The organism is Streptomyces sp. BoleA5 (assembly GCF_000373665.1).
Lineage (GTDB): Bacteria > Actinomycetota > Actinomycetes > Streptomycetales > Streptomycetaceae > Actinacidiphila.
In genome coordinates, this window is record NZ_KB892109.1 from 55,184 (window position 1) to 82,179 (window position 26,996).

Below are 26,996 nucleotides of genomic sequence, written 5' to 3' on the forward strand. Positions count from 1 at the left end.
TCGTCGCCGACCGGCTGCCCGACCCGCACCGGTTGCCGCAGGCCGAGAGGCTGTTCGCGCCTGGACTGACCGGCAGAGCGCGCAGGCCGCGACAGCGGTGCGGGTGGTGCGCCGCCGTCGGTCACACGCCCGGGTCGTCGGCGGCCGGTTGCCGGACACCGGCCCGTACCGCCTCGAGTTGGGCGGCGAACGCGAGGCCGAGGAAGAGCGCGACCGAGGTGAGGTAGGACCACAGGAGCAGCGCGACGAATGCGCTGAGCGGCCCGTACATGCTGGTGAAGGAGCCGCTCGCCCCGACGTACAGGCTCAGCGCCCAGGTCGACAGGATCCACAGCACCAGGTACACCGTCGCGCCGAAGGCGAGCCAGGTGTAGCCGGGTTGGTCGCGGCGGGGTGAGCGGCGGAAGATCGCGCTGGTGGCGAGCACCGCGAGAAGTGCCCCGAGCGGCAGGCGCAGGGCGTCCCAGGCGTGCGTGGTCGCGGTGTCCAGGTGGTAGACCTCCGCCAGGGAGCGGGTCAGATGGGCGCCCATGACGGTGAGGACGAAGCTGAGGCCGAGCGGCATGCCGGCCAGCACGGCCATCACCAGCCCGCGGCTGTACTTCCGGAGGAACGGGCGGTCGCGCTCCACTCCGTAGATGCGGTTGGCGCCTCGTTCGACCTGGCAGAGGCCGGTGGTGACGTTGGCGACCGAGAACAGCAGTCCGAGCCACAGGGCCGCCTGCCCGCCGCCGTCGCCCTGCCGGTGGCTCTGCCGCAGGGCGTCGTCGATCACCTGCCGGCTGGGGCCGCTCGCGATCCGGCGCACGGTCAGTTCGGCGACGCGGCCGACGTCGTCGGTGTGCAGGACGCTCGACAGGCCGATCACGGCGATGGCGAAGGGGACGATGGCGAGGACCGTCTGCAGGGCCAGCGCACGGGAGTGGCTGAAGCCGTCGGCGTAGCGGAACCGCACGAAGGAATCGCGCAGCAGACTCCAGCCGCCGTACCGGCGCAGCGCGGCCCAGGCCTCGTCGCCGGACAGTTCGTCGCCCTGTACGTCGCGTCGCTGCGGGACGCGGGTGGCGGTGCCCATCGCTCTCCTGACTGGTTCGGCGGCGGCTCAGCCGCCGGAGGTGACGGCGCGGTCGGCGTGCTCCGGGGCACGGACAGCGGCCGTGGTGGGTACGGGGGTAGGGGCGGGCAGGTGGACGCGCAGCGCCCCGGGCTGGACCTCGATCGTGAGCCGGGTGCCGTCCGCGACGACGTCACCGTCGAGTTCGCGTGCCTGAGGCGTGGCGAAACCGATGTCGATCCGCCGGGCCTGGAAGTACTCCAGCGCCCCGCGGGCCACGGGCGATCCGGCGGCGGTGACGCCGCCACACCGACCGCGGCGGCCCGGCAGCATGCGTACCGCCAGGTGCCCCGCGGCGGCCGCCCACCCGGTCAGGCCACGGGGGTTGAGCAGCACGAGGTCCAGCCGGCCGCTGTCGGGTCGCGCCGCGGGCAGCAGCGGCAGGCCGCCCTGGAGGACGCCGACGTTGCCGACGAGCACCATCCGGGCCCGGCGGTGCAGCTCCGGGCCGCCGTCCAGACGCATCGCCAGATGCATGCGGGGGTCGGTGAGATGCCCGGCACCGGACACGACATACGCGCTCCAGCCCAGGCGCGCCTTGAGGCGGTCGGAGGCGTCACGGACCATGGCGGCGTCGAAGCCGGCGCCGGCCATGACGGTGAAGCAGGTCGCGGGCAGCCCGTCGCCGTGCACCCGCCCCGCGTCGATGCGGGTGGTCCGCCCCGCGAGTGCCCGCTCAAGGGCCGCCGCCGGGTCCAGGGGCAGGCGGAGGTTGCGGGCCAGCAGGTTGCCGGTGCCGCACGGGACGATGGCCAGGGCGGTGTCCGTGCCCAGCAGGGGCTCGGCGCAGGCGCGGACGGTGCCGTCGCCGCCGCAGGCCACGACGAGCGGCGCGCGGTGTCGCGCCGCCAGCGTCCCGAGTTCGCCGCTGGGCCGCTCCGCCGTGGTGAGGGTCCACCGCTGGTCGGTGTAGCCGTGGCGGTCCAGGACGGCGCGGACGGCCTCGGCCAGTTCTTCGGGGCAGGCGTGCGGGTGCCGTACGACGACGGCCCGGCGCCCCCCGGCGGCGTCACGGGGACGGGGGCCGGGCGGCCCTTCGCGCGCTCCGCGGTGCGGCGGCAGGGCGCGGGCCAGCACGAACAGGGTGCAGGCGCCGTTGAGGAGACCGCCGACGACGTCACTGGGGTGGTGCATCCCCGCGTACAGCCGCGACACGGCCACCGCCGCCGGGAGGCACAGCAGCAGCGCGACCGCGGGCAGCCGCCAGGGGCGGCGCGGGCCGCGGGCCGCGAGCACGGCCAGGCCCCCGTACAGGGCGAGCGCGGCCCCCGAGTGCCCGGAGGGGAAGCTCGAGGTCGGCGGCGCCTGCTCCAGGTGCGGCACGTCCGGGCGGAGCCGTTCCACGCACAGGGTGACGAGGACGAAGACGGCCGACTGCGCCGCCACCGCACCGGCCAGGAAGTACGCCGCGGCGCGCCGAGGACCGCGCGGCGGCACGAGCAGCGCCACCACGCAGAGAAGCGTCACGGCGATCACACCCTGTGTGCCCGCGACCAGGGACAGCCCCTGCGAGACCGCGTCACCCGCGGCGGTGCGGTGCCCGGACAGGTACCGGGCGAGGCCGTCCTCCGCCGACACCGGCCACCGGCCCGCCCACGGGCCGGTCACCAGCGCGCCGAGCGCGACCAGCAGCGCCCACAGCAGGGGCAACGTCAGCAACCACCGCGCTCGTGAGGGGACTGCTGCGCCATCGATCCTCATGGCTGCCGTCTTACCCGTCCGGCGCGGGTGACGCGTGTCCGGCGGTAACGGTCGCCCGGCCGCTCGCAGCGCCTCAGCTGTCGCCGTCGGCGAACTGATGATCCGTCAGCGCCCGGAACCCCTCCCTCCGCACGTCGTCGCGGCCCGACCGCCGGAGCCCCCGTCTGCGCGTCATGGCCTCCAGGTCCAGCTGGAGCGGAGACGGCGGCACGGTCAGGACCGGGCACGACGCGTGCGCGAGGCAGTGGCCGGCGACCGGGGAGCGCCACGGGCCCGGCCCGCGCCTGGCGTTCAGTACCTGCTCCCCCAGCTCCCCTGCCCGGTCCGGGCTTTCACGGAGGCCGGGCGGCTCCTCGATACCGAAGGCGCGCTGCCGGCTATCGAGATCGACAGTCCGTCCGTCAGCCATCGGTGAGCCACCGTCATGTTCAGCACTCGTCCACCGGTGACGGTGCCGACCAGGGCCCAATAGCGTTCCAGGCGGGGGTCGAAGCCGGATGACCTGGACACCAGCCCGTACAGGAACGCGCGGAAGGCGGGGGTGTCCGACTCGCGCCGGGCCCGTGCGTGGGCGGACACGAAGGCGTTCACCGCGTCCCCGGCGCCGGGCGGCAGGCCCCGGGCGAGAGCGGCGGTCGTCAGGGCGGCGGCTTCGTCGATCTCCCCGTAGAAGGCCGGGGCGTCCCTCATCTCTTCGTCGTGGTCCTGGGTCCAGCGGGTGAAGCTGGGCGTGGAGATGAGCAGATGGAGCTCGGCGTAGGCCAGGACCGTGGCGGGATCGGGGTCCCGCGGCGGGTCGGGGGACAGCATGGCGATCATGATGTCGAGCCGGCGCCTGGGCATCGTCGCGGGCAGCTCGCGATGCCAGTGGTCGGTGAGGGTGCGATGCGCCTGCGGGAGACGCTGCACGCGGGAGAGGATCTCCAGACGCCGGAGCCGTTCGTCGCTCGGGCAGTCGTCGAGGGACTCGAGCGTGGCCTGGCGCCACCGCAGCTCGGTCAGTCGCTCCTGCACCGTCTCCAGCTCTGTTGTCACCAGTTCACCGAAGGAGCGCTCACCGGTGACCATCTGTGTGATGGTCGCGATCGGGGTGTCCAGCGCCCTCAGGCGCCTGATGAGACGGATCCGCTCCCACGCCTCGGGACCGAAGCGCCGATGACCGCCGGTGCTGCGGGCTGCCACGGGCAGCAGGCCGCTGTCGGAGTAGTAGCGGAGGGTCTTCACCGGGACCCCCGTCCCGGCCGCGAGTTCGCCGATGCTCCACGTGTCTTGCGTCACAGGCTCTTGAACCTCCAGCGCACGGGAGGTCCTAGCGTACTGATCACTGACCGCGCCGGTCGCACCGTTTCCCCGCCGCTCAGGCCTCGTTCGGGCCTGCCCGGCCTCGTGCGGTCTCGTGCGGCCCCGTCCGACCCCGTCCGATCCCGTCCGACCGAGAACGGTGGATACGCATGTCCCTGGCCATGACAGCACGGCGTCCGAACCGAAGAGACCGGCTCCGTGCGGTGTTCTTCACCTTGCTCTGCGCGGTGGCACTGCTCGCGGCCACCGCCGTACCGGCGACCGGCGCGCGGCCCGGTTCCCCGTCCTCCTCGGGGGAGGGCGGCGCCGTCGTACGTACCGACCGCGGCCTGATACGCGGCGTGCCACACGGCGCGTACACCACCTTCGACGGTGTTCCCTACGCTGCCCCGCCGACCGGGGCGCTGCGCTGGCGTGCCCCGGTGCCGGCCGCGGCATGGCGTGGTGTCCGGGACGCGACGGCGCCGGGACGACCCTGCGTGCAGATGCCGGCACCGGGCGCGGCCACGGCCCTCGGGTCGGAGGACTGCCTCTACCTCAACGTCACGATGCCGACGCCGGAGCCGGGCGGGCGGAAGCAGCCCGTGCTGGTGTGGCTGCACGGCGGTGCGTTCCTGGGCGGTGCCGGCAGCGACTACAGCGCCGAACGACTCGCGGTGCGGGGTGACACGGTCGTCGTCACGGTCAACTACCGCTTGGGCGTGTTCGGTTACTTCGGCCACCCCGGGCTGGGCTCCGCCCCGCCGTTCGGACTGGCGGACCAGCAGGCCGCGCTGCGCTGGGTGCGGGCGAACGCGGAGCGCTTCGGCGGCGATCCGGGCCGGGTCACGTTGTTCGGTGAGTCCGCGGGCGCGCTCGGCATCTGTGCGCACCTCACCTCGCCGACGGCCGCCGGACTCTTCCAGCGGGCCGTGCTCCAGAGCGGTTCCTGCCTCATGTCCTTCCCCCGCGGCGCTCTCGGACCCGGAACACCGGTGTACGAGCCGTTCGCCTCACAGCGCGAGGTCCAGACGGCCGGTGCTGAGGCCGCCCGGCAACTCGGCTGCACAGCCGGCGGCCCGGACGAGGTGCTGGCGTGCCTGCGCGGGCAGAGCACGGATCGCCTCGCCACCGCGCAACTGATGCAGTCCTTCAACCGGCCCGCCTACGGCAATGCGTTGCTGCCGACGGCGCCGGACCAGGCGTTGGCCTCGGGGCGCTTCCATCGCGTTCCGGTCGTCCAGGGCAGCAACCGCGACGAGATGCGGATGTTCGTCGGCCTGTCGCTCGCCGCGTTCCCGATCCGCACCGAGGACGACTACCGCGCCCGTCTGGTGGAAGCCTTCGGCCCCGCGGCCCCGGCCGTCGAGGCGCGCTATCCGGCGGCGGGGCACCCGACGCCCGCACTGGCCTGGGCCGCGGTGCTGACCGACCGGTCCCTCGCCTGCACCACGCTGGCGGCCGACCGGGCCATCGCCGCCCGCGCCCCCGGTCTCCCCCTCTACGGCTACGAGTTCAGCGATGCGGACGCTCCCGTCCTCGCCGGTCTGCCGGCGAACCTGGGCTTCCCGTACGGCGCGGCGCACGGCTTCGAGATGCCGTTCCTGTTCCCCTCCCTCCTCACCGAACAACCGCTGACCGAGGCCCAGCGCGCCCTGTCGGACCGGATGGTCGGCTACTGGACGGCCTTCGCGCGTACCGGCGACCCGAACACCGCCGACGCTCCGCGCTGGCCCGTCCTGCGCCCTTCGCCGGCTCTCGGGCGATCGGCGTGGTCGGTGCAGTCGCTGGCTCCCGGACCGGGCGGAATCCGCCCCGTTGACGCGTATGCCGCGCACCACTGCGCCTTCTGGGACCGCCTGCCCCGGTGAGCCTCCCGCCGCGCGGACCTCGCCGCGCGGATGCGGCCGGGGGCCACCACCGGTCGCGGCCGGCCCGCCCCCCGACCCCGTCCCGTACCCGTGGCGCACCTTCCCGGCCGGAGCTGACGACCGTCCCTGGTGCGCCACGCGTGCAGCTTGTCCGGGTGCATCATGAGCCACAGCCGATGCGGCCCACCTCTCCATCCACACGGTCACCTGGGCGATCCGCGTCGCCGTGTTCGTCGTCCCGGTGGTCGCCTTCGCCCTCACCAAGCGGATCTGCCCGGGTCTGCAGCGGCGCGACCGGGACATGCTCCTGCACGGCGCGGAGACGGGGCTGACGTCCAGGTGGCCGGACCTCCGTACGCTGCTCCACGCCGCGCTGTCCGGCAGCGGTTAGGGCAGCCACTCGCCCGTGTACTTCTCCCTGCGCACGCGGGCGGAGCCGAGGTGGTCCAGGCAGATCCGGCCGGCCACGCGGACCAGCCAGGCCGTGGCGGACTTGATGCCGGCGCGTGCCGACGGGGACATCGCGTACCAGCGGGCGTAGGTCTCCTGGACGACGTCCTCGGCGTCGTGCGTCGAGCCGACCATCCGGAAGGCCAGCGCCATCAGCATGGGCCGGTCCTTCAGCGTCGGATTCGAGCGGGCGCTCAGTCGCCCCGGGTCCTTGCCTCGCATGAGCCGTTCCTCTGGCCGAGGAGACACCTGTGCGGCGGCGCAGGGCCTCCATAAGTGTCTTCGGTTCCATCGTGCGGGCAGTGGCGGAACCCGGCGAGCCGTCGCTGCGGGACGGCTCAGACGGCGGTCCGGCCCGCCTCTCCCAGCCGCTCGCGGGTGGTACGTCCCCGCAGCGCACGTCGTTCGCTCTCCGTGGTGCCGCCCCAGACGCCTTCCATCGGGCCGGCCCCCAGCGCCCACTCCAGGCACCGGGATGTGACGGGGCACCGCCCGCACACGGCCTTGGCCTCGCTGATCTGCACCATCCCCAGCCCGCTGCCGCTGATGGGGAAGAACAGTTCCGGGTCTTCCTCACTGCAGGCGGCGGCGTCGCGCCAATTCATGGAAGCCTCCTCCAAAGTGGTCACAGCCGTTTCCCGGTGGCGCCGGCACTCGCCGGACGAATTCCCGCGAGTGCCATGCCCAAAGGCTATGGACGAAGGCGCCGCCCCGTCCAAGACGCATATTGGAAGGCATCGATAGATGCAGCCTATGGTCGTAATCCGGACGTCCTGCGGCGGCACCCGTATGCCGCAAGCGCCGCCGAACCTCGACGCGGAAGGTCGACCTGTGACCGAGCAGGAAACAGCCTCGGTGTCGACGTCGTGGCGGCGCATCGACGCCTGGCTGGCCGCGCACTCCGCCTCCACCCCCGTACTGCTCAACCCCCCGGCCGCCCGCGACGAAGTCGCCGCCGCTGAACAAGCGTTGGGGGTGAGGCTCCCCGGCGACCTGGTCGAGTCACTGTGCTGCCACAACGGAGTGACGGGCTGGGCCGCACTGCTGCCGGAAGGCCAGTCCCCGCTGGCCGTCGCGGCGATCGTGGACCACTGGCGTATGTGCATGCAGGTGGCGTCGGACGCGGACGGCCTGACGGTGCCCCCTTGGGAGGACGAGCCCTGGTGGCACCCGCTCTGGGTGCCCTGGGCCGTGGGAGCGGACGGAACCGCGCAGGTCCTCGATCTGCGTCCGGGCCCCGGTCACAGCCGCCTCGGCTGGGCGGGTCACGGCGGAAGCGGCGACTTCTCCGACGCGGTGCCGAGCCTGGCCCTGTACCTGCACGAAGTGGCCGAAGCCCTGCACCACGGCGGTGGCGTGCGGGGGATGCCCCCCTTCCTGACGTCCGACGGCGGCCTGTGGTGGGACGAAGCCGCCGACCACCCGGTCGCCCCGGACGGCGGCCCGCTCCGGGCGGCCCCCCTTGGGTCGGGCTGACGGCGGGCCTCACGGCCCGCCCGCCCCCGATCGTCTCGGCGTGGCCGCCGGTCAGGTGGAGTACAGGCTCTCGATGTTGTCGTGCAGCTGGCCGGCCAGCGGCGGCGCCGTATACGTGTCGGTCATGACCTCGATGTAGCAGCCGGTGCCGGCCTTCCCCGCGGCGTCCATCGCCCGGTCGAGCTCGGCGAGGGTGGAGACACGGGCGGTGAACCAGTCCTCGCAGCCCAGGGCCTTGGGCAGGTCGGAGTACCGCCAGTCGGCCAGGTCGTTGTAGGCGATGTCCGGGTGCTTACAGAGCAGGCGCTCGATCAGGTAGCCGTGGTTGTTCAGGACGAACACCACCGGCCGCAGCCCGTACCGCCCGAACTGGCTGATCTCCTGCGCGGTGAGCTGGTGGGAACCCTCCCCCGTGATCAGGACGACGCGCCGGCCGTCCTTCGCCGCGACGGCCGCGCCGACCGCGGCGGGGGTGGCCCAGCCGATGGAGCCCCACAGCGTCTGGTTGTGGAACGTCGCGCCGCTGGGCAGCTTGGCGAACGCCAGACCCATCGAGACCGTGCCGGTCTCGGCGACCAGGATGTCGTCGGGCCTGAGGAAGTCCTCCCAGCGGGGATAGAGGTTCTCGGCGGTGATCGAGTCGCCGGCGCTCCCGCCCGCCAGGGCCATACGGGTCACCTCGACCGGGATGTGCGGCCACTGCCTGCGCGGCAGCGTCCCGGTCAGCGCGGCGAGGAGGTCCTTCATCTCCACGCTCTGGTAGGTCATGCCGTCGACGCTCACGTGGTGGTGGCGGATGTCGATCGTGCGACCCGGGTCGAGGTGCGCGGTGAACGCACCGCTATTGAAGTCGTGCATCAGCGCACCGATCAGCACGACGACGTCGCTGCCCTCGACGAAGCGGCGGACGCCCTCGTTCATGAGCTTGCCGTCGTACATGCCGCAGTACGCGGGCTGTTCCTCGTTCAGGACGCCCTTGTCGGCCATCATCGTGGCGAAGGGCATCCCCGTTGCGTCCAGGAACCGCTGGACCTCGTCCGCGAGGCCCGAGCGGGCGATCAGCCGCGGAACATCAGCACGATCACGCCCAGGACCACGCCGAGGAAGACCGCGGCGACGCCGTGGCCGGCCCGGTGGGCCCGCACGCCCGGAAGGTGACGGTCCAGCGCGTACCGGCCGGGCCCGACGACGGCCAGCACGACCGCCAGCGCGGCGATGATGAGTTCGTACTCCACCCCTGACGGGGCGAAGAACCCGCCGCCCCACTTCAGGGCGACGGCGTTGACCATGACGCCGACCACCGCCGCCCCGGCGAGCGAGGTCAGCAGCCCGAGGGCCAGGCCCACGCCCCCGAGCACCTCGCTGAGCCCGGCCATCACGGCCATCGCCTTGCCCGCCGGGTAGCCCGCGGAGGTGAAGACGCGTCCGGCGCCGTCGAGGCCCACCCCGGAGAACCAGCCGAACAGCTTCTGCGCTCCGTGGCTCGCCATCGTCAGCCCGAGCGCCAGCCGCAGGAGCAGCAGCGCGGCGTCGTGGACGTAGGGCGGAACGCCGCGCTCGGCGACGGCGTGGGAGCTGGAGCGGGACAGGGTGCCGAGGGGGGAAGCGGACATGTCTGAGGCCCTTCGTGGGAATGCCGTGTGCGGCCTGCGAGCCGGACGTCGCGCCGGGCGGCTCACCCCGCACGGCCGATCACGCCAGCAGCGTGACGCGCCGCGGGGCCGTCCGGCGCGCGGCACGCCGGACGTTAGGTCCATGGGGGTCGGATGCCGTGCCACCGATGGCCCCGTCCCGGTTCTGGCAGGATCGCCGGGTGGCCTCTCTGTTCCTGATGGTCGGCCTGCCCGGGGCGGGCAAGACCACTGTGGCCCGGCGGCTCGCCGCCGAACACGCCGCCCTGCGACTGACGCCGGACGAGTGGATGATCCCGCTGTTCGGCGCGCCGGAGGCGGACGGCAGGCGCGACGTCCTGGAAGGGCTGCTGCTGCGGCTCGCGCTGGAGGCGCTGGCGCTCGGGACGAACGCGGTCCTGGACTTCGGGTGCTGGTCGCGTGACGAGAGGTCGGCCGTCCGCCACCTGGCCGAGTCCGCGGGCGGGTCCTGTCGGCTCGTGTACGTGCCGGTGGACCACCAGACCCAGTCGGCCCGCGTCGCCCGTCGCCAGGCCGCCACGCCGGAGCGGACGTTCCCGATGAGCGAGGCGGACCTGCTCCGCTGGCGGGCGCTGTTCGAGGAGCCCGACGCCGCCGAGCTCGCCGGAGGGGACGTGGGCGGCCCTCCCCGCGGGTGGCCGGGCTGGCGGGAGTGGGCCGAGGACCGGTGGCCGTCACTGGGGTGACGGATGCCCGTGCCGCGGCGGGAGATCTTTGACCCGGCAAGTATTGAGTGCGTACACTCCATCCCTGACTTCGACATTGCTAGCCAGGCACATGCCGAGACGCCCTGCCCACAGGAGGAGTTGACGTTGGCTTTCCCGTTCGACCCGGAACTGGCCCCGCGGATGACCAGGCTCGCCCTGGCGGACGCGTACGCGGAGGTCGAGCGCATGCGGACGGAAGCGGCGCGGATGGAGGCCGATCCCTACACCTCACCGGTCCCGGTCGGCTTCCGCGAGGTCACCGTCCCGGGCCCGCCGGACGCTCCGGACGTCCGCGTGCACATCCACCGCCCCGCGGACCACGACGGGAAGCTGCCCGCCCTGCTCTACCTGCACGGCGGCGGCTTCGTCATCGGCCTCGTGGACTTCTTCCGCAACGAGACGACCCGCATCGCCGCCGAGGTGGGCGCCGTCGTGGTGTCGGTCGACTACCGCCTCGCACCCGAACACCCCTACCCGGCGGCCCTGGAGGACTGCTACGCCGCCCTGCGCTGGCTGGCGGAGCACGCCGGCGAGCTCGGGGTCGACCCGGACCGGATCGGTGTCGCCGGGGAGAGCGCCGGCGGGAACCTGGCGGCGGCGGTGGCCCTGTACGCACGCGACCACGGCGGCCCCGCGCTGAGCATGCAGTACCTCGGCGTGCCCATCCTGGACGACCGCCTCGCCACCCCTTCCATGCGGGCCTTCGCCGACACCCCCGGTTTCAACCGTCGCAACGCGCAGCGCAGCTGGGACCACTACCTCGGCGGCACGGGCCTCCGCGGCGGCGGAGGCGTCAGCCCGTACGCCGCCCCGGCCAGGGCGGAGGACCTCGCCGGACTGCCGCCCACCTACCTCGCGGCCGCCGGGCTCGACCCGCTGCGCGACGAGGCCCTCGCCTACGCCCAGCGGCTGATCACCGCCGGTGTGCCGACCGAGATGCACCACTTCCCCGGCGCCTTCCACGGCGCGGCGCAACTGGCCCCGCGGGCCGAGGTGAGCCGGCGCATGATCGCCGAACAGCTCGACGCCCTCCGCCGCGGCCTGCGCGCCGGCGAAGCCGACAGCGCCGCCTGATCGTCCGAGGAGACGCGAGGCCTGCGCCGTTCGGGTGGCGGCCGCCCCGCGGCGGCGTACGGCGTGGGCGAGTCGGGCGGCGTGGAGCCCGGGGCGGTACGGCAGGCGGTTAGCCTGAGCCGGCCAGAAGCCCGGTCGGCGTCGGGAGCAGCACGTGGCGAGGCTGGGAACGGGGAAGTGGACGGGAGGACGCGGCCGTCTGCTGCCGGTCGTCCTGCTGTGCTCCGCCGTACTGGTCGACCTCCTCACCCCACGCACCGTCAGCGCCGCCGCCCTCTACGCGGCCGCGACCCTGGCGGCCGCTTCCCTGCTGTCGCTGCGCGGCACGATCCTCACCGGGGTGAGCGCGTTCCTCCTCGACTGGGCCATGTTCCGGTACTTCGGCTACCGGGAGAGCGCGGTCGTCTTCAGTGAGCTGTTCATGGTCGCGACAGTGACCGCGGTCGCGGCCTTCCTCAACCGGCTCCTGTACCACCGCAAGAAGCGGTTCGAGTCGGTTCGCGACATCGCCTCCGCCGTCCAGCGCGCCGTCCTGCCCACGCCGCCGGAACGGATCGGCCCGCTGCGCTTCGCCGCGCGCTACGAGGCCGCCCAGACGGACGCGCAGATCGGCGGGGACCTCTACGCCGTGGTCGACACCCCGTTCGGCGTCCGTTGCGTCGTCGGCGACGTACGCGGCAAGGGGATGGGGGCGGTCAGGGCCGTCTCCGTGGCCATCGGCACCTTCTGCGAGGCGGCACTGCAGGAGCCCAGCCTGACCGGTCTCGTGCGGCGACTGGAACGGGCCCTCACCCTCGAGGCCCGGCAGTCGGGGGGCCCGGCCGAACTCGAGGGGTTCGTCACGGGGGTGCTCGCGGAGTTCCCCCGGCGGGGAAACGAGGTCCGGCTCCTCAACCGCGGGCACCCGCCGCCGCTGCTCCTCGTGGGCGACACCGTGCGGTACGTCGAGCCCTCGCGCCCGGGCCTGCCGCTGGGCCTCGGCGCCCTCGGCGACGGACCGGAGTGCGTCGACACGGTGCCGTTCCCCGAAGGGGCCGATCTGCTGCTCTACACGGACGGCCTCACCGAGGCCCGCGACGCGTCGGGGGCCTTCTACGACCCCGTCGCCGGATGCACGGGCCGCCGCCACCCCGGCCCGGACGCCCTCCTGGACGCCGTGCTCGCCGACCACCACCGGCACAGCGGCGGCCGGCGAACCGACGACACGGCGCTCCTCGCCGTCACGCACGCATCCGAGGACGACAGGATTCCGGACGCCTGAGATGGCTGCCTCTGGCGAGCGGAGTCGAGGGGGCCATGGAACACGTCGCCGCCGAACGGCAGGACAGGGGAGTTCACCGGCACGACCCCAGGGCCTGCCTGGCCGTTCCGCCGGGCCTCCGGCAGTCGTTGCCCCCGGGCGCGCGGGCGTTCGCCCGCGACCCGGGCCACTACGACGTCCAGGCGCCGCGACGCGTCGGGGAACTCAAGCCCACCGCACTCCCCCGGCCCGGCCCGCGGCGTCGGCCGGGTTCGGACTCCGCCTCTGTGCTGCCGGGGCGAGCAGGAGCACGGGCGTGTCCGAGGTCGACGTGACCACGGACGACGGCGGCCCCTTCGACCTCGGCGATGTCAACAGCCTCCGCCTGGACGAGATCCTGCCGCACCCCGGCGGGCTGTACACACGAGCTCCGTTTCACCGCGGCGACGATCCGGGTGACCTCTGCGCCGATCTCGTGGCCGACTGGGATCCGGATCCCGGTGCGGACTGACGCGGACGGACGCGGGACCGTCTGGCTCGGCGTGGGAGCCCGGACAGAAGTCACCTGCCGACGCGGGATCACTCCGTGAGCGCGGAGCCCTCGCGGTCCGCCGCCCGTCCGGCGATCACACCTCCGCGTCCGCCGCCGGCGCCGACGTGGCGAGGCCCAGCGCCGCGCGTGCCTTGACCGCCGCGTCGACGTCGCCCGACAGGTCCTCGGCGGCCTCGTAGTGGTCGTAGTACGTGTCCGCGTCCTTGGCCTTCGCGGCCTTGGCCCAGAGCGGGCGGGCCGCGGCGATCTCCGCGTCGATCGCGGCCACGTGCTGCCTCACTTCGGCGGGCCACTCGTGCGCACGCAGGATGCGTGCCTCCTCGTCGAGGGCGGCCGTGACGTTCCCGGCCCACTGCTTGTAGGCGGCAAGATCGTCCTCGACGTACTCCGCCTCCGGGGCCTCCGCCTTGGCGTCGTCGAAGGTGTTGACCGCCTTCAGGTAGGCGACCTGGTGCTCGTCGAGCGTGGTCTCGTCCTGCCGCAACGAGCCCTTGAGGGGGCCCTCGTCCTTGCCGAACAGGCAGCTCACCTGGCGGTCGCCCCACACCCAGCTCTCGCTGCTCGGCGCGAGGTAGTACACCTCGACATCCTTCGGGAACGCCCAGGTGTCCATGGCGTACGCACTGGTCAGTCTCCAGCAGCGGCTCTCGGCCACCTCCGAGATCGAGTCCTCGCCGGGGTAGCCGCCCCCGGGAAGCTCGAAGACGCCGAACACCTCGGCGGTGTGCGTCCGCGCGCACGGCGCGACGGCCGTCCTCGCGATCCGGTCCACCAGATCGTCATGAGGTGTGTCGACGCAGTCGCCCTTGTGGAGGGCGAAGGAGCCGCCGCCGCGCGACCCCGCGGAGGAACCGTCCTCCGCGCCCTCGCCGGACTGGAACGCGCCGCCGGCCGCCATCACGGCCAGGTACAGCGTGCCCAGGGCGGAGAGCACCAGACCGGTGACGGCGAGGCCCTTGCCGCGGTCGCCCGTCCTCTTGATGCGGGACAGCGCGACGGCGCCCAGTACGACGCCGACCACGGGAAGCCCGCACAACAGCCCGGCCACCAGGGCCGCCACGGCGAATCCGTCCAGCGCCGGCCGCGGGGGTGCGGGCGGCGGCGCGGGGTACGGCGAGTCCACGGAGAAGTGCTCCTCAGAGGGTTTCGGGCGAACGGCTGCGCGAATATATCCGATCGTCGTGAACGGACGTCCTGTACCGCGGGGGCCGGGGATGCCAGCATGATCCGGTCGATCGGGAACCACACACGGGGGTTGATGTGTTCCACCACGTACGGCGGCACGCCCTGGCGGCCTGCGCCGCGTCCGTCCTCGCGCTGAGCGGCTGCACGGCAGGCTCCACGCCGCACTCCACACCGGACTCCCCCGCTCTCGAACGGCGGGGAACAGCGGCGGCTACGGCGTCCGCCCGCTCCGCCGCGCCCTGGCACGACCCGTCGGAGGACCTGGCCGACGCCGTGGTGTGGCTGTCGACGGGACGCCGCAGCGGCGCACTGGCACAGGCCCTGCCCGCGAAGCCCGCGGGCGGGACGGTCTACGTGGCGACGCAGTGCCAGGGCGAGGGCACGCTCACGGTGGACGCGGGCCGCTACGGCGCGACCACGGAACACTGCTCCGACCGGCCGGACGGCCGCCTCAACGGCGCCGCGACGCCGACCCGCGAGGCCGCCACCCGCCTGAAGGTGACGGCGAGCCCCGGCGTCACCTGGGCGGTGGCGGTCGGCTGGGACCGCCACGCCCCGCGGCCGCCGCAGTGACGGCCCCGCCGCAGGCTGCCGCGGGGCCGGGACGGCTTTCGAGGACGGTCACCGTGATCGGCGGGCGGTCCCGCAGCGCGAGGAACTCGTCGGCCAAGTCCACGACGCGTCAGGCGCAGGGCACGTATCCGTCCTTCCGGCCGTCGCCGGCGGACGCGGTGAGACGGACGGCGAGGAGGCGGCTCGCGGAGTTCACCTTCACCTCCAGCGACGTCACGGCCGACATGCGGTCGTCGCGGTAGGGGTAGGTGACGGTCCAGGTCTCACCCATGCCGTCGTCGGCGCGATCCACCGCGGGCCGCTTCGTGTCGGCGGTGGGATAGTGCGCGGCCACATAGCGTCCGGCGCTCCGTTCGGCGGCCGCCTCGTCGCGGACGGGCCCGGCGGACCCCGGGATCGGCCGGCCGGCGGCCGCCGCCTCGGTGCGGGGTCCCATCGACACGTCGAGTTCGAACCTGTCCGCATCGGGCCAGCGTATGGAGGCGACGCCGTTCGGTTCCAGGTCGGCCCACACCTCCTCGTTCACACCGTCCACTCCGCACGGCGTGTTGTCCGAGACGCGGCCGATCCTGACGTCGTCGCCCAGCGCCTTGCGGATCGCCTGCCCGATCACCGCCTGCTGTTCCGTCGACGCCTGCCTGCTCGGCTCGGCGTGGTCGACCACGCGCACGTCGACGACGGTCGACAGCACGCAGGCGACGGCGAAGAATCCCGCCCCGGTCACGGCCAGGAGCCCGCGGTGCCGCCTCGGCCAGGGCGACAGCCCCGAAGCGCCGAGGCGCAGGGACAGGAACCCGGCGCCCACGCCCACGACGGCGCCCGTGACGTTGGTGACGAAGTCACTGGTGTCGCAGTAGCGGCCGATGACCGGCAGGCACGCCTGGACGGTCTCGATACCGCCGGCCAGGAGGACGGACAGCAGTACAGGCTGCAGGGGACGCCGGGCCGCGCGCACTCCGAAGAATCCCATCGGCACGAAGAGCGCGACGTTCATCCATCCCTGGGTCGTCCCGAACGACTCCAACACGTCCTTGCTCACCGTGCACTTGACCGCTCCTGTGCCCACGGGTCTCAGCCAGAGGGTCAGGAACAGCGTGGCCGTCGTCGTGGCCGCCCAGGCCGCATAGGTCCACGGCCGGTCGGACCGGCCGCGCAGGGCGGACGCGACCACCCCCAGCACCGCGGCGGAGACGAGGGCGACGAGAAGGAGGTACAACACGTGCCCTCCGAAGACGAGAGCGATCAATGACGTGCCTTTCGAGCGTGCGGAGACCAGCCGACGGCGCGCGGTTCGCGACGCGTCGGCGATCACCCTGGCTCCCGCACGTCATGGGTCCTGGCTCAACTCATGACCAAGCTGTAACAGGCCGCCCCTGCCGGTCAGAAGATCACCACGACGTGCTCGCCCCCGGGCTCCGGCCCAAAGCTCGGGCCCCGCGGCCGGAGGCCGTCCTCTAAGGCGGCGGTGCGGTCGGCGTCGCCGCCGGAGAACCCAGCGCGTCCAGCAGATCGTCGAAGAGTTCCTCCACGAAGGTCTCCTCCGAGCGCAGCAACTCCTCGATCCGGGACTGCGACGCCGCGGCCGCGAAGCCCGCCGCCGCGGCCCAGGCGAGTGCCCCCGCGGCGTCGGAAGGGACCTGCGCGTCGAGTTCCGCGCGTGTACGGCCGACTGCCTCGTGGAACTCGGGTGTGTCCACCCAGTAGATCACCTCGTCCACGTCCTCGGGTTCCTCGGTGAGGAAGGGCGCGGCGACGTGCAGGTTGAGCCATGCCTGCCAACGTCGCCCATCGGTGCCCAGCCCCGTCACCAGAGCGAGGCTGCTCTCCGACACCTGCGCGACGCAGGCCGGTGCGCCGGTCCATTCGACGAGGGCGGGCAGATCGTCGTCCTCCCATATCTCGTTGCCGAACTGGAGGGTCTGCCAACCGCCTTCTCGCGGCCACCACGTATGAACGGCGTCCTTCTGCTCCTGGTCGACGCCGTCGAACACGGGTGCTTCCAGCAGCGGCCGGTTGCTGCGGGCAAAGACCAGGTGCCCCGAGAATCCCACGGGAACTCCTCCTTGACGAGGTTGCCCGCACTCTATGGGCGGCCACTGACACGGCAGGGCGGCCGCGTCCCCGAGCGGCAGGCGGGCGACGCCGGCCCGACGGCATGTTGCCGAACCGGACAAACCAGTCATGGATCTGTCGGGCGCGCTGAACGACGTGTTCTCGCTGGACGGCAGAGCCTGTTGTCCGACTACCACCGCCTCTGCGCGGCCCATCGATTCGCGCCGTCGGCATCACCGTCGCCATCGGTCTTCCGGCTTTCCTGCTGGCAAGTTCAACCATCTGTTCCCGACCTGTGCGGACTTCAGCGACAGCGGCGGCAACACACCACGCGACTGCGCCCCGGGACCGCCCTACCGCCTGTGCCGAGGCGGACGGACGCACGGCGAACCACCGCGGCGCTCGTCGTCACATGCGGGAAACATGCGCGGGGTGATCCGCCAGTAAGGTCCCCGCATGCTGTTTTTCCACTTCACGCGGCCGGGGCTGTGGCCGCTGATTTCGGCAGACGCGGAGATCAGGGCGACCTGGCCGGAGGGGCTGGACGACGTACCGGAGCTGGCGAGGGCAGTGCACCTGACCACCGACCCGAGCCCGGGGTCGCTGCCCGGGCCCTTCCGCGACCGCACGGTGCGGATCACGGTGGAGGTTCCGGCGCCCGAGGCGCGGCGGTGGCACGCCTGGGCGGGTACGAGGCTGCCGGCAGGGTCCGCGGAGACGCTTGCGGCGACCCGCTTCGACGGGCGGCCGGACGAGTGGTTCGTGCTGGAGCGGGCGATCCCGTCGGCCGAGTGGGTGTCGGTGATCGACCTGGGCGTGATGCAGCCGCTCTGGCCGCGTGCGTGACCGCGCGGGCGCCACCGGCACGGACGCTCGTCACCAGGTCGTCGGGCCGGCTCCGCGCCACTCGACGAGGTCGCTGTCGTACAGGTCGCCCAGGCGCATGCGGAGCCCGGCGCGGCGGACGAGCGCGAGGACGTCGCGGGGGCTGTAGGCGAGGCCGAGGATCCTGCCGTCGCACCGCACGCGGCGGCCGCCACTGCCCGACGGCGGGTAGACGATCACTCGGCATGGCACCCGCCCAGCCTGGCCCCGCCACGGCGGCGCCGCATCCTGGCGGAGTAGCCGAACGCGCGCCGCGCTCCCGCAGGGCTTACCAATGAAGGGACATCAGAGGGCCGGAGAGAGTGGCTGGGCATGCGCGTTGTCGTGGATCTCACCCGTTGCCAAGGCTATGCACAGTGCGTGTTCCTTGCGCCGGACGTGTTCCAACTGCACGGCGAGGAGGCACTGCTGTACGACCCGGCGGTTCCGGAAGAGCAGTACGAACGCGTGCGCCAGGCGGCCGCCGCGTGCCCCGTGCAGGCGATCCTGGTCGGCGAGGAGGTGAGCGCCGGTGTCCGCTGAACTGAAGGATGGCCGGATCGTCGTCGTCGGTGCGTCCCTGGCCGGTCTGCGGGCCGCGGAGGCGCTGCGCGAGAAGGGCTTCACCGGTTCGCTCACCGTCGTGGGCGACGAGCCCCACCCGCCGTACGACCGGCCGCCGCTGTCCAAGCACGTCCTGCTCGGCAACGCGTCGGCGTACTCCACCGGGCTGCCGATGCGCCGTGATCCGGAGGCGGAGTGGCGGCTGGGGGTGCCTGCCACCGGACTGGACCCGGTCGGCAAGCGCGTCCTGCTGGGCGACGGTTCGTCGCTGCCGTTCGACCGGCTGCTGATCGCGACCGGGACACGGGCGAGGCCCTGGCCCGTTCCCGAGGAGGCGGCCCTCGACGGAGTGTTCACGCTGCGCACCAGCGACGACGCGGCGCGCCTGGCCGAGCGGCTGTCGGCCGGGCCGCGCCGGGTGCTGGTGATCGGCGCGGGCTTCACCGGTTCGGAGATCGCGTCGGTCTGCCGCGAGCGCGGACTGGAGGTCACGGTCACCGAACGCGGCCCCGCCCCGCTGGTGGGCGCGCTCGGCGGGACGCTGTCGAAGCTCGCGGCCGCCATGCAGCGGGCACACGGTGTGGACCTGCGCTGCGGCGTGACCGTCACCTCGCTGCGCGGCAACGGCAGGTTCACCGGCGCGGACCTGTCGGACGGCACCCGCGTCGACGCGGACGTGTGCGTCGTCGCCATGGGCGCCGTACGCAACGTGGAGTGGCTGGCGGATTCGGGGCTGGCCGCGGATCCGCGCGGGATCGCCTGCGACGCCGGGTGCCGGGCGTTCGACATGTACGGGATCGTCACGGACGACGTCTTTGTGGCCGGTGACGTCTCGCGCTTCCCGCACCCGCTGTACGAGTACCAGTTGCTCTCCCTCGAACACTGGCGCAACGCGGTGGACCAGGCCGAGGTGGCCGCGCACAACATGATCAGCCCGGGGCCGCTGCGGCGACCGCACCTCTCGGTCCCGACGTTCTGGTCGAGCCAGTTCGGCCACAACATCAAGTCGGTGGGCGTGCCCACCTTCTCCGACGAGGTGGTCATCGCCCAGGGTTCGCTGGAGGCGCGCCGGCTGGTGATGGTCTACGGCTACCGCGGCCGGGTGACCGCGGCGGTCACGGTCAACATGGCCAAGTCGCTGGAGTACTACGAGCGCCTCATCGAGTCCGCGGCCCCCTTCCCGCCTCCGCCGGGGGCGGCGGACCGGCGTGCGGCGGCCGAGGTCCCCCTCCCGTCCGACGTGCCGGACCCGAGCAGGCTCTCGCACGGTCCCACCGTCGCGCTCACCGGGTACCTGCCGGACCGGCGGCTGGTCCTGGCGAAGCCCACCGGGTGACCTGCCCCCGCCCATCCACGAGGAGCCACCACGCATGACCGCCGAGACCCTGCTGGAACGGATCACCGACTACGCCAGCCGCCCCGACCCCTACCCCCTCTACGCGGAGCTCCGCGAGGCCGGGCCCATGGTGCGGCAGACCGACGGCAGCTACCTGGTCGGCACCTTCCACGAGATCGCGGGCCTGCTCCACGACCCGAGGCTCAGCGCCGACCCCCGCAACCGCACCACCCCGGCCCCCGCGGCGCCGGAGGAGACCCAGCACCTGCCGTTCCTGCGGCTCGACGACCCCGAGCACCACCGCCTGCGCACGCTGGCGATGCGCCCGTTCGGCCCTCCGCACAGCCCCGGGCGGGTCGACGCCATGCGGGGCGAGATCACCCGGATCACCGCGGAGCTGGTCGACGGGCTGCGGGGCCGCGACCACGTCGACATCGTCGACGACCTCGCCTATCCCCTGCCGGTCACGGTCATCTGCCGGCTGCTGGGGGTCCCGCGCGAGGACGAGCCCCGGTTCCGGGAGTGGACGGACCTGCTCGTCGCCTCCGCCGACATCAGCCCGGGCGAGGACACGGCCGCGCGGGCCGAGGCGGGCCGCACGGCCCGGATGGAGATGGGGGCGTACCTGCTCGGTCTGGCCGAGCAGCGCCGCGGCCGGCCCACCGGCGACCTGCTCTCGGACTTCGTCAACGAACCGGATCCGGAGCTGCGGCTCACCGAGGAGGAACTGGCGATGACCGCCATCCTGCTCCTCATCGCGGGGCACGAGACCACGGTCAACCTGATCACCAACGGCGTGCTGACACTGCTGCGCCACCCCGACACGCTGGAACGGCTCCGCCGTGGACCGGAGCTGCTGCCGGAGACGGTGGAGGAACTGCTGCGGTACGAGCCGCCGGTGCACCTGCGCGAGCGCATCCCGCTCGCCGACGTGGAGATCGCGGGGACCGTCGTCCCGAAGGGGACGTCCGTGATCCTCGCTCTCGCCTCGGGCAGCCGCGACCCGCTGCGGTTCCAGGACCCCGACCGGTTCGACCCCGCCCGCAAGGACAACGAGCACTTCGGCTTCGGCAGCGGCATCCATCTCTGCTACGGCGCGCCGCTGGCACGCATCGAGGCGCAGGCGGCGCTCGGCGCGCTCCTCCCCGGCCTCGGCACGGCGACCCTGCTGCAGGACCCGCCGCCCTACCGGAGCAACGCCATGCTGCGCGGGCCCCGCCACCTTCTCGTCGGGTTCTGAGGCCCGAAGCCGCGCTCCGGCCCCCCGGGCGCCTCACTCCGCGGTGGTGCGGTGGCGGGCGCGGAAGGCGGCGGCCTTGACGCGGTTGCCGCAGGTCCGCATCGCGCACCACTCGCGGCGGCGGCCCCGGGAGTGGTCGAGGTACACCTGGGTGCACTCGGGGCGGGCGCACTCGCGCAGCAGTGTCCCCTCGTCGCCGCCGATGATCTCGACGGCCTCGCGGGCGAGGGCGGCCAGGCCCTGTGCCGCGGAACCGGAGCGGCTGGTGCCGTCGGGGGCGAGCTGGGTCACGACGGGGGTCTGTGCCGCGTGGCGGTTGACCGTCGCGACCGCTCCCGCGGGCAGGGCCGCGCCGTCGAGCCGCGCCTCGACCAGGGCGTAGATCGACTCCCGCAGCTCCAAAGCCGCCGCGAGGTCCGACGCGTCGGCACCGGGCTCGCTGTCGAGCATCCGGGACTCGACGAACCAGGAGTCGAGGAGCCCGGGCGTGGCGAGCTTTTCCGTGGGCACCGCGTTGCGTCGTGCGCGCAGCGTGCCCAGGAAGTCGAGGGCGAGCGTCCCGCAGGGAAAGGCATGGTTCACATCACCATCCTAACCGGTGACCTGCGATACGTCACTGGCTTGACAGGTGATTTCCATCCGTGCCAGGGTCGTCACCGTTCAGAACGGTTACTTTTTGATTGTGGGGGACGCCGCAATGGCTGTCGTACGTTTTCATCTGACCTCCTCGCTCAGCCCGGCCGAGGCGCTGGCGGTGCTCACCGACTTCGGTCCCGCACGGGCCCGGAACTGGCCCACCATCGACGCCGAGCACCTCACGGTCCACGCCATCGGCGACACCTGGGCCGAGGTGACGGAGGGCACCGCGTCCGCGTGGGAGCGGGCACGCTACGACTGGGACGCCGAGAGGGGAAGGGTCGTCATCGCCACGCACGACTCGAAGGTCTTCGGTCCCGGCGGCGGATGGGTCTTCCAGCTGACCGCCGAGGGGGACGGCACCCGGGTGGACGTGGAACTCACCCGCACGCCCGGCACACTCAAGGGCAAGGTGCTCGCGACGCTGCTGCCCGTCGCCGCCGGGTCCCTGCGCAAGTCCTACCGGGTGCCCTTCAAGGCCGTCTGACCCGCCGGGGCCGGCGCCCGCGCGCCGGCCCCGGACGCATGGCCCCCGCGGGGCCCTGTGGCCCGAATCCGCCCCTCGAACTCACTGTCGAGATCCGGCTACCGTCCGTACACTGACGGGTTGCAGGCATGCGGGCAGTGCTGACGGGGGGAGCCGCCATGTCCGAGCAACCGCACGGGGCCGCGTACGGATACGGCTACGGATTCGCCGTTCCGCCCATGCCCTCCACCCCGCCGCCGGCGCCGCCGGACGGGCTGCGGGCCGCGGCGGTCGGGCTGCTCAACCTCAGCGGCCTCGGCCTCGGTTACGCCCTGACCCGGCGCTGGGCGCTCATGGCCGCGTGCTGGTTCGCGACCGGCATCCTGCTGCTGGTGGCGCTGCCCGCGGACCCGGACGGCGTGCCCATGGGCCTGGTCGTGGCGTACCTGGTCCTCCTCCTGGCCGCGGCCGTCCACGGCGCCGTGGTCGGCCTGCGCACCCGGCTGGTGTGGCCCACCGGCTCCCTCCTGGCCATCGCCCTCGGCCTGGTGCTGCTGGCGGTGCCCGCCGGCGGTGTCGTGCTGTACGACATGGCCCGCGACGAGGCCAACGAGCAGGCACTCCTCGACCGGCTCGACCAGGCCGACCGGCTGGTGCGGGCGGGCGGGAGCAGACCCTTCGGCGTGGCCGAATCCGACTACCGCAAGGCCCTGCGCGAGTACCGGGACATCAGATCCGGCCACCCGGACTCCCGGGCCGCCGCCCGGGTGCCCGACCGGCTGAAGACCTACTACACGACCGTCGGCGCCGCCTACGAGCAGCAGGACTACTGCACGGCGATACCGGCGCTGGCGTACCTGCGCACGGTGCCCGCCACCATGGGCAGGCAGGCACTCGGCACGCTCGCCGCATGGCCCGACGACCGCCTGGCCACCTCCCTCTACGAGTGCGGTGCGCAGCGGCTCGGCGGCGGGGACGCCGACTGGACGGGGAATTTCGGAGACCTCCTGGGCACCTTCCCCGACTCGGAGCAGGCCGCGAAGGTGGCACCCGCCGTCGACTCGGCCGTGGACAAGGCCGCCAAGGGCGTACGGGGCTCGGATCCCTGCACCGCCGTCGACCGGCTGCGCACCCTCGGCACCCAGGCCGGGGGCCTGAACGCCGGGACCGGGGACGCCGCCGAGGCCGTCGCCGCCTCCGCCGCCCGGGCCGGCAGGAGCGCCGACTCGGGGGTGTACGCCTGCGGGGTCGACCAGTACAAGGAGGGCGACTTCGGCGAGGCGCGGGAGACGATGAACAAGTACGTCGCCGACAACAAGAACGCCGGGAACCGGGCACTGGCCAAGAAGTTCGCCATCGCGGCGGAGGTCGCGGACGAGATCCCCTCGGCGGGCAAGCGGCTGCCCACACTGGCCTCCGGCGGCAGCATCCCGGTCACGATCAAGAACGACAGCCCCAACCCGATCACGGTGCTCTACACCGGGCCGGTGACCGGCAGCCTGACCCTCAAGGCCTGCCGCGGCTGCACCTCCTACTCCCTCCTGACGCCCTCGCCGGCAGGCTTCAAGCCCTGCCAGGACAGCGGCAGGAACTACCCCCAGCGCACCATCCGGCTGCCCGTCGGCACCACGTACTTCCTGCACAAGTCGACGTCGTCCGACGGGTCGACCCCGGCGTCGGACACGGCGAAGCTCCAGTCCGGCTACCTCTACACCGAGTGCGCCTACACGACGAGGTCCCTCGGCTTCTGACCGCCGCCGCGCGCCCGTCCGGCGCCGTCGTCAGTCCGAACCGCCGCCCCCTCCGCCGCAGCCGAAGCCGCCGCCGGAGTAGTCGGCGGAGTGGTCGGCGCCGTGGCCGCCGTGGCCCGCGCCGCCGTCGGAGCCGTAACCCGGCCCGTCCTCGGGGTAGTCGGCACGCCAGCGCAGGAACTCGTACCGGCCGAACGGGAACAGGCCCTCGTCCGCCGCCGCTCCCCTGCCGGTCAGGCCGGCCTCGGTCGTGAACGCCGGGACGAGCGCGGTCAGGGCGGGGTCGCCGTGGAGGGCGACCGCGAGCAGGATGTCCTCCTCCGCGAGTCCCGCGCGGTGCTCGGGCATCGGTGTGTTCCGCCGCAGGTCGGCGACGTACCGGCGGGCGGCCCGGGTCGGGCTGGCGCGCACCAGGCGCAGCAGCCCCGCCCCGGCCAGCTCCGCCCGCATCCGCGACAGCGCCCTGCGGACGACCGCGCGGCCGAGCAGTTCCCTGATCCCCGCCGGCCGGTACAGCCCGACGCGTACCGCCTTCTCCAGCGGATGGCGGTGCGGCGGCGGGTCCGCCTGTTCCGGGGAGGGCTCCCGGCGCAGGGTGCCCGGCCGGCCGGACTCCACGGCGCCGCGCAGGTGCAGCGCCACCACGGCCACCGTCAGGGCGGCCCTGGGGCCGCCGCGCAGCATCGCGATCTCGTGCGGTTCCAGGCGGACCGCCGTTGCCTCGTCCATGTCCTCTCCCCCCCCGTGCCCTGCCGGGTACGTGCCCACCGCCGGGGGTGGTCGAAGCCTTCCCGGCCGGGGTTCAGAGGAGGATTTGAGTGTGCCGTAGGGGGCGTACGCCCGATGGTGCAGGTGCGTCCGGCCCGCTCAGGGCCGGCCGGAGCCGGTCAGACGGGCGCCGAGCGTGGCGGCGAAGTCCTCGGCGCGGGACAACTGCACGCGCAGCTCCTCGATCTTGCGGGCGGCGTCCTGTTCGTAGGCGCGCACACGCTCCAGCAGCACCTGGCGGTCGTCGTCGTGGGGCGGGTCCGCGGCGTCGAGGCGGTCGATGGCGTCGAGCAGGTCGCGCATCTGGTCCAGGGTGAAGCCGAGCGGCTTCATCCGGCGGATCACCATGAGCCGGGCGACGTCGGTCTCGGTGTAGAGGCGGAACCCGCCTTGGGAGCGGGCGGACGGCGTGACCAGGCCGGTCTCCTCGTAGTGCCGGATGGTGCGCAGGGACAGCTCGGTCCGCGCGGCGACCTCGCCGATCTGCATGTGCCTGCCGTCCACGTCCGTGGCCCTGCCCCTTCTCCGCCGGCCGGTGCCGACCGTCCGCTTCCTCACCGATCCCTACTCTAACGTTAGGGTAGAGTTCCCGGTGCGGGCCCGGCGGGTCCGCACGCTGCCGTGTCGGGGCCGACGACGCCCCCGGCGGAGAACTCGAACCGTGCGGGAGACATGCGCCGCCGTCTGCCCGCCCTGACGGTCCGGTGAGGCGAGTGCGGTCACGCGTACCTGCCGCACATCCGTGGTCCCGGCCGCCCGCGGGTGCCGTCCCGGCCCCCGTGCCCTTCCCGTACTCCCCCACCACCCACGGGGGCGTGCCCGAGCACGACAGGTTCCCCTTTCCCGTGTCCTCTTCCGCCGCCGCCGCGCCCTCCCCGGCCGCCCGACTGCGTGCCCTGCGTCCCGACTGGCTCGCCGACCCGAAGGTGTGGCGCACCGAGGTGCTGGCCGGCCTGGTGGTCGCCCTCGCGCTGATCCCCGAGGCCATCTCGTTCTCGATCATCGCCGGTGTCGACCCGGCGATCGGGCTGTTCGCCTCCTTCACCATGGCGGTGACCATCTCCGTCGTCGGCGGACGCCGCGCCATGATCTCGGCCGCGACCGGGGCCGTGGCTCTGGTCATCGGGCCCCTCAACCGTGAGCACGGACTCGGCTACCTCGTCGCCGCCGTCATCCTTGCCGGGGTCTTCCAGATCATTCTTGGCGCGCTCGGGGTCGCCAAGCTCATGCGCTTCGTGCCGCGCTCGGTCATGGTCGGCTTCGTCAACGCCCTCGCCATTCTGATCTTCGTGGCCCAGGTCCCGGAGATGCACGACGTGCCGTGGGCGGTCTACCCGCTCATCGCGGGGGGCCTGGCGCTCATGGTGTTCTTCCCGAAGGTCACCAAGGTCATCCCGGCGCCGCTGGTGTCCATCGTGACCCTGACCGTCGTCACGCTCGCCGCCGGGATCGCGGTGCCGACCGTGGGCGACAAGGGCGCGCTGCCGTCCTCGCTGCCGGTGCCCGGCCTGCCGGACGTGCCGTTCACCATGGACACCCTCACCACCATCGCCCCCTACGCGCTGGCGATGGCGCTGGTCGGGCTGATGGAGTCGCTGATGACGGCCAAGCTCGTCGACGACATCACCGACACCCGCTCCTCCAAGACCCGCGAGTCCATCGGACAGGGCATCGCCAACATCGTCACGGGGTTCTTCGGCGGCATGGGTGGCTGCGCCATGATCGGCCAGACGATGATCAACGTGAAGGTCTCCGGAGCCCGCACCCGGCTGTCCACCTTCCTCGCCGGCGCGTTCCTGATGGTGCTGTGCGTCGTCTTCGGCCCGGTCGTCTCCGACATCCCGATGGCCGCGCTGGTCGCGGTGATGGTCATGGTCTCCTTCGCGACGTTCGACTGGCACTCCGTCGCACCGAGGACGCTGCGGCGGATGCCGGCCGGGGAGATCGCCGTCATGGCCGTCACCGTCGCGGTCGTGGTGGCCACCTCCAACCTGGCGATCGGCGTGGTCGTCGGCTCCCTGACCGCGATGGTCGTCTTCGCCAGGAGGGTCGCCCACCTCGCGGACGTCACGGCCGTCGTCGACCCCGACGGGACGACCGTCGTCTACTCCGTGACCGGAGAGCTCTTCTTCGCCTCCTCCAACGACCTGGTCGGCCGGTTCCGCTACGCCACCGACCCGGACCGGGTCGTCATCGACCTGTCCGCCGCGCACATCTGGGACGCCTCCTCCGTCGCCGCTCTGGACACCGTCGAGACGAAGTACGCCCAGCGCGGCAAGGCGGTCGAGATCGTCGGCCTCGACCAGCCCAGCGCCGCCCTCCACGGCAGGCTCACCGGCGAACTCACCGGCCACTGAAGGCGGCCGGCTGTTTCGGTGGATACGGGGAGGGACCGCCGGGGCCGATGATACGCGGGTAAGGAAATGTGCCGGGGGAATTGCC

28 protein-coding genes and 1 pseudogene are annotated in these 26,996 nt (G+C 73.1%); 15 read left to right on the top strand and 14 right to left on the bottom strand.

Annotated elements, in window-relative coordinates; translation table 11 throughout:
- Window positions 1-121 precede the first annotated feature (121 nt).
- The 3 genes from B085_RS0122650 to B085_RS43475 all read right to left on the bottom strand — a co-directional run bounded on the left by B085_RS0122650 (window position 122) and on the right by B085_RS43475 (window position 4,093).
- On the bottom strand, window positions 122-1,075 hold the full coding sequence (locus tag B085_RS0122650) for a YihY/virulence factor BrkB family protein (protein ID WP_018560879.1): 954 nt from the start codon (window positions 1,073-1,075) through the stop codon (window positions 122-124).
- A 27-nt stretch (window positions 1,076-1,102) separates the two neighbouring features.
- On the bottom strand, window positions 1,103-2,773 hold the full coding sequence (locus tag B085_RS43470) for a diacylglycerol kinase family protein (RefSeq protein ID WP_018560880.1): 1,671 nt from the start codon (window positions 2,771-2,773) through the stop codon (window positions 1,103-1,105).
- 333 nt (window positions 2,774-3,106) lie between these two features.
- On the bottom strand, window positions 3,107-4,093 hold the full coding sequence (locus B085_RS43475) for a MerR family transcriptional regulator (RefSeq protein WP_018560882.1): 987 nt from the start codon (window positions 4,091-4,093) through the stop codon (window positions 3,107-3,109).
- Window positions 4,094-4,320: 227 nt separating this feature from the next.
- Between B085_RS43475 and B085_RS43480 the strand changes: the two genes are divergently transcribed.
- Both B085_RS43480 and B085_RS50985 read left to right on the top strand, forming a co-directional pair.
- Window positions 4,321-5,967: a carboxylesterase/lipase family protein gene (locus B085_RS43480; RefSeq protein WP_018560883.1), complete on the top strand. Its 1,647-nt coding sequence runs from the start codon at window positions 4,321-4,323 to the stop codon at window positions 5,965-5,967.
- Between the two features lie 184 nt (window positions 5,968-6,151).
- Window positions 6,152-6,313 (top strand): annotated as a pseudogene (locus B085_RS50985) (ubiquinol-cytochrome c reductase cytochrome b subunit); the annotation flags it as partial.
- Between the two features lie 41 nt (window positions 6,314-6,354).
- Here the strand turns inward: B085_RS50985 and B085_RS0122680 are convergent.
- Together B085_RS0122680 and B085_RS0122685 are read right to left on the bottom strand one after the other, a co-directional pair.
- Window positions 6,355-6,639 (bottom strand): sigma factor, encoded by a 285-nt coding sequence (locus B085_RS0122680; RefSeq protein ID WP_018560885.1) that lies wholly within the window; start codon window positions 6,637-6,639, stop codon window positions 6,355-6,357.
- Between the two features lie 116 nt (window positions 6,640-6,755).
- A complete protein-coding gene (locus tag B085_RS0122685) occupies window positions 6,756-7,022 on the bottom strand; it encodes a WhiB family transcriptional regulator (protein WP_018560886.1) in 267 nt (88 codons plus the stop codon).
- A 226-nt stretch (window positions 7,023-7,248) separates the two neighbouring features.
- Here B085_RS0122685 and B085_RS0122690 point away from each other — a divergent pair, with 226 nt between their 5' ends.
- Window positions 7,249-7,893, top strand: a complete 645-nt coding sequence (locus B085_RS0122690; RefSeq protein WP_026251329.1) for an SMI1/KNR4 family protein — start codon at window positions 7,249-7,251, stop codon at window positions 7,891-7,893.
- Between the two features lie 51 nt (window positions 7,894-7,944).
- Here B085_RS0122690 and B085_RS0122695 read toward each other — a convergent pair whose 3' ends face one another.
- Window positions 7,945-8,955, bottom strand: a complete 1,011-nt coding sequence (locus B085_RS0122695) for a thiamine pyrophosphate-dependent enzyme (RefSeq protein WP_267881096.1) — start codon at window positions 8,953-8,955, stop codon at window positions 7,945-7,947.
- Window positions 8,952-9,506, bottom strand: coding sequence for a DoxX family protein (locus B085_RS50990; RefSeq protein WP_018560889.1), 555 nt, complete (start codon window positions 9,504-9,506; stop codon window positions 8,952-8,954). Before B085_RS50990 ends, B085_RS0122695 begins: the two co-directional genes overlap by 4 nt.
- 200 nt (window positions 9,507-9,706) lie before the next feature.
- Here B085_RS50990 and B085_RS0122705 point away from each other — a divergent pair, with 200 nt between their 5' ends.
- The 4 genes from B085_RS0122705 (at window position 9,707) to B085_RS0122720 (ending at window position 13,077) form a co-directional block, all read left to right on the top strand.
- The gene (locus B085_RS0122705; RefSeq protein ID WP_018560890.1) at window positions 9,707-10,231 is read left to right on the top strand and encodes an AAA family ATPase; all 525 of its coding nucleotides are present in this window, start codon (window positions 9,707-9,709) and stop codon (window positions 10,229-10,231) included.
- Between the two features lie 126 nt (window positions 10,232-10,357).
- A complete protein-coding gene (locus B085_RS0122710; protein WP_018560891.1) occupies window positions 10,358-11,326 on the top strand; it encodes an alpha/beta hydrolase in 969 nt (322 codons plus the stop codon).
- Window positions 11,327-11,480: 154 nt separating this feature from the next.
- Entirely contained in the window at window positions 11,481-12,587 is a 1,107-nt protein-coding gene (locus B085_RS43485; RefSeq protein WP_018560892.1) for a PP2C family protein-serine/threonine phosphatase, read from the top strand.
- Between the two features lie 295 nt (window positions 12,588-12,882).
- Window positions 12,883-13,077 carry a hypothetical protein gene (locus B085_RS0122720; RefSeq protein ID WP_018560893.1) on the top strand — a complete coding sequence of 65 codons (195 nt, stop codon included), beginning with the start codon at window positions 12,883-12,885 and terminating at the stop codon, window positions 13,075-13,077.
- A gap of 115 nt (window positions 13,078-13,192) precedes the next feature.
- Here B085_RS0122720 and B085_RS0122725 read toward each other — a convergent pair whose 3' ends face one another.
- A complete protein-coding gene (locus B085_RS0122725) occupies window positions 13,193-14,242 on the bottom strand; it encodes a DUF4190 domain-containing protein (RefSeq protein ID WP_018560894.1) in 1,050 nt (349 codons plus the stop codon).
- Window positions 14,243-14,379: 137 nt separating this feature from the next.
- Here B085_RS0122725 and B085_RS46260 point away from each other — a divergent pair, with 137 nt between their 5' ends.
- The gene (locus B085_RS46260) at window positions 14,380-14,877 is read left to right on the top strand and encodes a hypothetical protein (RefSeq protein ID WP_018560895.1); all 498 of its coding nucleotides are present in this window, start codon (window positions 14,380-14,382) and stop codon (window positions 14,875-14,877) included.
- A 109-nt stretch (window positions 14,878-14,986) separates the two neighbouring features.
- On the opposite strand, the gene B085_RS45825 is transcribed toward B085_RS46260, so the two are convergent.
- Both B085_RS45825 and B085_RS0122740 read right to left on the bottom strand, forming a co-directional pair.
- Complete coding sequence (locus B085_RS45825; protein ID WP_158689807.1) at window positions 14,987-16,096, bottom strand: VanZ family protein; 1,110 nt, start codon at window positions 16,094-16,096, stop codon at window positions 14,987-14,989.
- A 235-nt stretch (window positions 16,097-16,331) separates the two neighbouring features.
- Window positions 16,332-16,928, bottom strand: coding sequence for a hypothetical protein (locus B085_RS0122740; protein WP_018560897.1), 597 nt, complete (start codon window positions 16,926-16,928; stop codon window positions 16,332-16,334).
- Window positions 16,929-17,385: 457 nt separating this feature from the next.
- Here B085_RS0122740 and B085_RS0122745 point away from each other — a divergent pair, with 457 nt between their 5' ends.
- Entirely contained in the window at window positions 17,386-17,775 is a 390-nt protein-coding gene (locus B085_RS0122745) for a hypothetical protein (RefSeq protein WP_018560898.1), read from the top strand.
- Between the two features lie 30 nt (window positions 17,776-17,805).
- Here B085_RS0122745 and B085_RS0122750 read toward each other — a convergent pair whose 3' ends face one another.
- Window positions 17,806-18,006: a hypothetical protein gene (locus B085_RS0122750; RefSeq protein WP_106435009.1), complete on the bottom strand. Its 201-nt coding sequence runs from the start codon at window positions 18,004-18,006 to the stop codon at window positions 17,806-17,808.
- A 120-nt stretch (window positions 18,007-18,126) separates the two neighbouring features.
- On the opposite strand from B085_RS0122750, the gene B085_RS0122755 reads away from it, so the two are divergent.
- The 3 genes from B085_RS0122755 to B085_RS0122765 are packed head-to-tail and all read left to right on the top strand — an operon-like array spanning window position 18,127 to window position 20,933.
- A complete protein-coding gene (locus B085_RS0122755) occupies window positions 18,127-18,336 on the top strand; it encodes a ferredoxin (RefSeq protein WP_026251330.1) in 210 nt (69 codons plus the stop codon).
- A complete protein-coding gene (locus tag B085_RS0122760; protein ID WP_018560901.1) occupies window positions 18,326-19,693 on the top strand; it encodes an NAD(P)/FAD-dependent oxidoreductase in 1,368 nt (455 codons plus the stop codon). The genes B085_RS0122755 and B085_RS0122760 overlap by 11 nt, the downstream gene beginning before the upstream one ends.
- Before the next feature lie 34 nt (window positions 19,694-19,727).
- On the top strand, window positions 19,728-20,933 hold the full coding sequence (locus tag B085_RS0122765; protein ID WP_018560902.1) for a cytochrome P450: 1,206 nt from the start codon (window positions 19,728-19,730) through the stop codon (window positions 20,931-20,933).
- 33 nt (window positions 20,934-20,966) lie between these two features.
- Here B085_RS0122765 and B085_RS0122770 read toward each other — a convergent pair whose 3' ends face one another.
- The gene (locus B085_RS0122770) at window positions 20,967-21,515 is read right to left on the bottom strand and encodes a CGNR zinc finger domain-containing protein (RefSeq protein WP_018560903.1); all 549 of its coding nucleotides are present in this window, start codon (window positions 21,513-21,515) and stop codon (window positions 20,967-20,969) included.
- A gap of 115 nt (window positions 21,516-21,630) precedes the next feature.
- Here B085_RS0122770 and B085_RS0122775 point away from each other — a divergent pair, with 115 nt between their 5' ends.
- Both B085_RS0122775 and B085_RS0122780 read left to right on the top strand, forming a co-directional pair.
- The gene (locus B085_RS0122775; RefSeq protein ID WP_018560904.1) at window positions 21,631-22,056 is read left to right on the top strand and encodes a hypothetical protein; all 426 of its coding nucleotides are present in this window, start codon (window positions 21,631-21,633) and stop codon (window positions 22,054-22,056) included.
- Between the two features lie 158 nt (window positions 22,057-22,214).
- Window positions 22,215-23,786: a hypothetical protein gene (locus B085_RS0122780; RefSeq protein WP_018560905.1), complete on the top strand. Its 1,572-nt coding sequence runs from the start codon at window positions 22,215-22,217 to the stop codon at window positions 23,784-23,786.
- A gap of 30 nt (window positions 23,787-23,816) precedes the next feature.
- On the opposite strand, the gene B085_RS0122785 is transcribed toward B085_RS0122780, so the two are convergent.
- Both B085_RS0122785 and B085_RS0122790 read right to left on the bottom strand, forming a co-directional pair.
- The gene (locus B085_RS0122785) at window positions 23,817-24,515 is read right to left on the bottom strand and encodes a TIGR04222 domain-containing membrane protein (protein ID WP_018560906.1); all 699 of its coding nucleotides are present in this window, start codon (window positions 24,513-24,515) and stop codon (window positions 23,817-23,819) included.
- A gap of 138 nt (window positions 24,516-24,653) precedes the next feature.
- Window positions 24,654-25,058: a MerR family transcriptional regulator gene (locus B085_RS0122790; RefSeq protein ID WP_018560907.1), complete on the bottom strand. Its 405-nt coding sequence runs from the start codon at window positions 25,056-25,058 to the stop codon at window positions 24,654-24,656.
- Between the two features lie 341 nt (window positions 25,059-25,399).
- Here B085_RS0122790 and B085_RS0122795 point away from each other — a divergent pair, with 341 nt between their 5' ends.
- On the top strand, window positions 25,400-26,911 hold the full coding sequence (locus B085_RS0122795; RefSeq protein ID WP_018560908.1) for a SulP family inorganic anion transporter: 1,512 nt from the start codon (window positions 25,400-25,402) through the stop codon (window positions 26,909-26,911).
- The last annotated feature ends 85 nt before the right edge of the window (window positions 26,912-26,996 follow it).

What these genes read in the sequence shown, in the direction of transcription:
- B085_RS0122785 (WP_018560906.1), bottom strand. Translation starts at nt 24,515, where the DNA reads ATGGACGAGGCAACGGCGGTCCGCCTGGAACCGCACGAGATCGCGATG.
- B085_RS50990 (WP_018560889.1), bottom strand. Translation starts at nt 9,506, where the DNA reads ATGTCCGCTTCCCCCCTCGGCACCCTGTCCCGCTCCAGCTCCCACGCC.
- B085_RS0122680 (WP_018560885.1), bottom strand. Translation starts at nt 6,639, where the DNA reads ATGCGAGGCAAGGACCCGGGGCGACTGAGCGCCCGCTCGAATCCGACG.
- B085_RS0122765 (WP_018560902.1), top strand. Translation starts at nt 19,728, where the DNA reads ATGACCGCCGAGACCCTGCTGGAACGGATCACCGACTACGCCAGCCGC.
- B085_RS0122775 (WP_018560904.1), top strand. Translation starts at nt 21,631, where the DNA reads ATGGCTGTCGTACGTTTTCATCTGACCTCCTCGCTCAGCCCGGCCGAG.
- B085_RS0122650 (WP_018560879.1), bottom strand. Translation starts at nt 1,075, where the DNA reads ATGGGCACCGCCACCCGCGTCCCGCAGCGACGCGACGTACAGGGCGAC.
- B085_RS0122685 (WP_018560886.1), bottom strand. Translation starts at nt 7,022, where the DNA reads ATGAATTGGCGCGACGCCGCCGCCTGCAGTGAGGAAGACCCGGAACTG.
- B085_RS0122755 (WP_026251330.1), top strand. Translation starts at nt 18,127, where the DNA reads ATGCGCGTTGTCGTGGATCTCACCCGTTGCCAAGGCTATGCACAGTGC.
- B085_RS0122745 (WP_018560898.1), top strand. Translation starts at nt 17,386, where the DNA reads ATGCTGTTTTTCCACTTCACGCGGCCGGGGCTGTGGCCGCTGATTTCG.
- B085_RS0122780 (WP_018560905.1), top strand. Translation starts at nt 22,215, where the DNA reads ATGTCCGAGCAACCGCACGGGGCCGCGTACGGATACGGCTACGGATTC.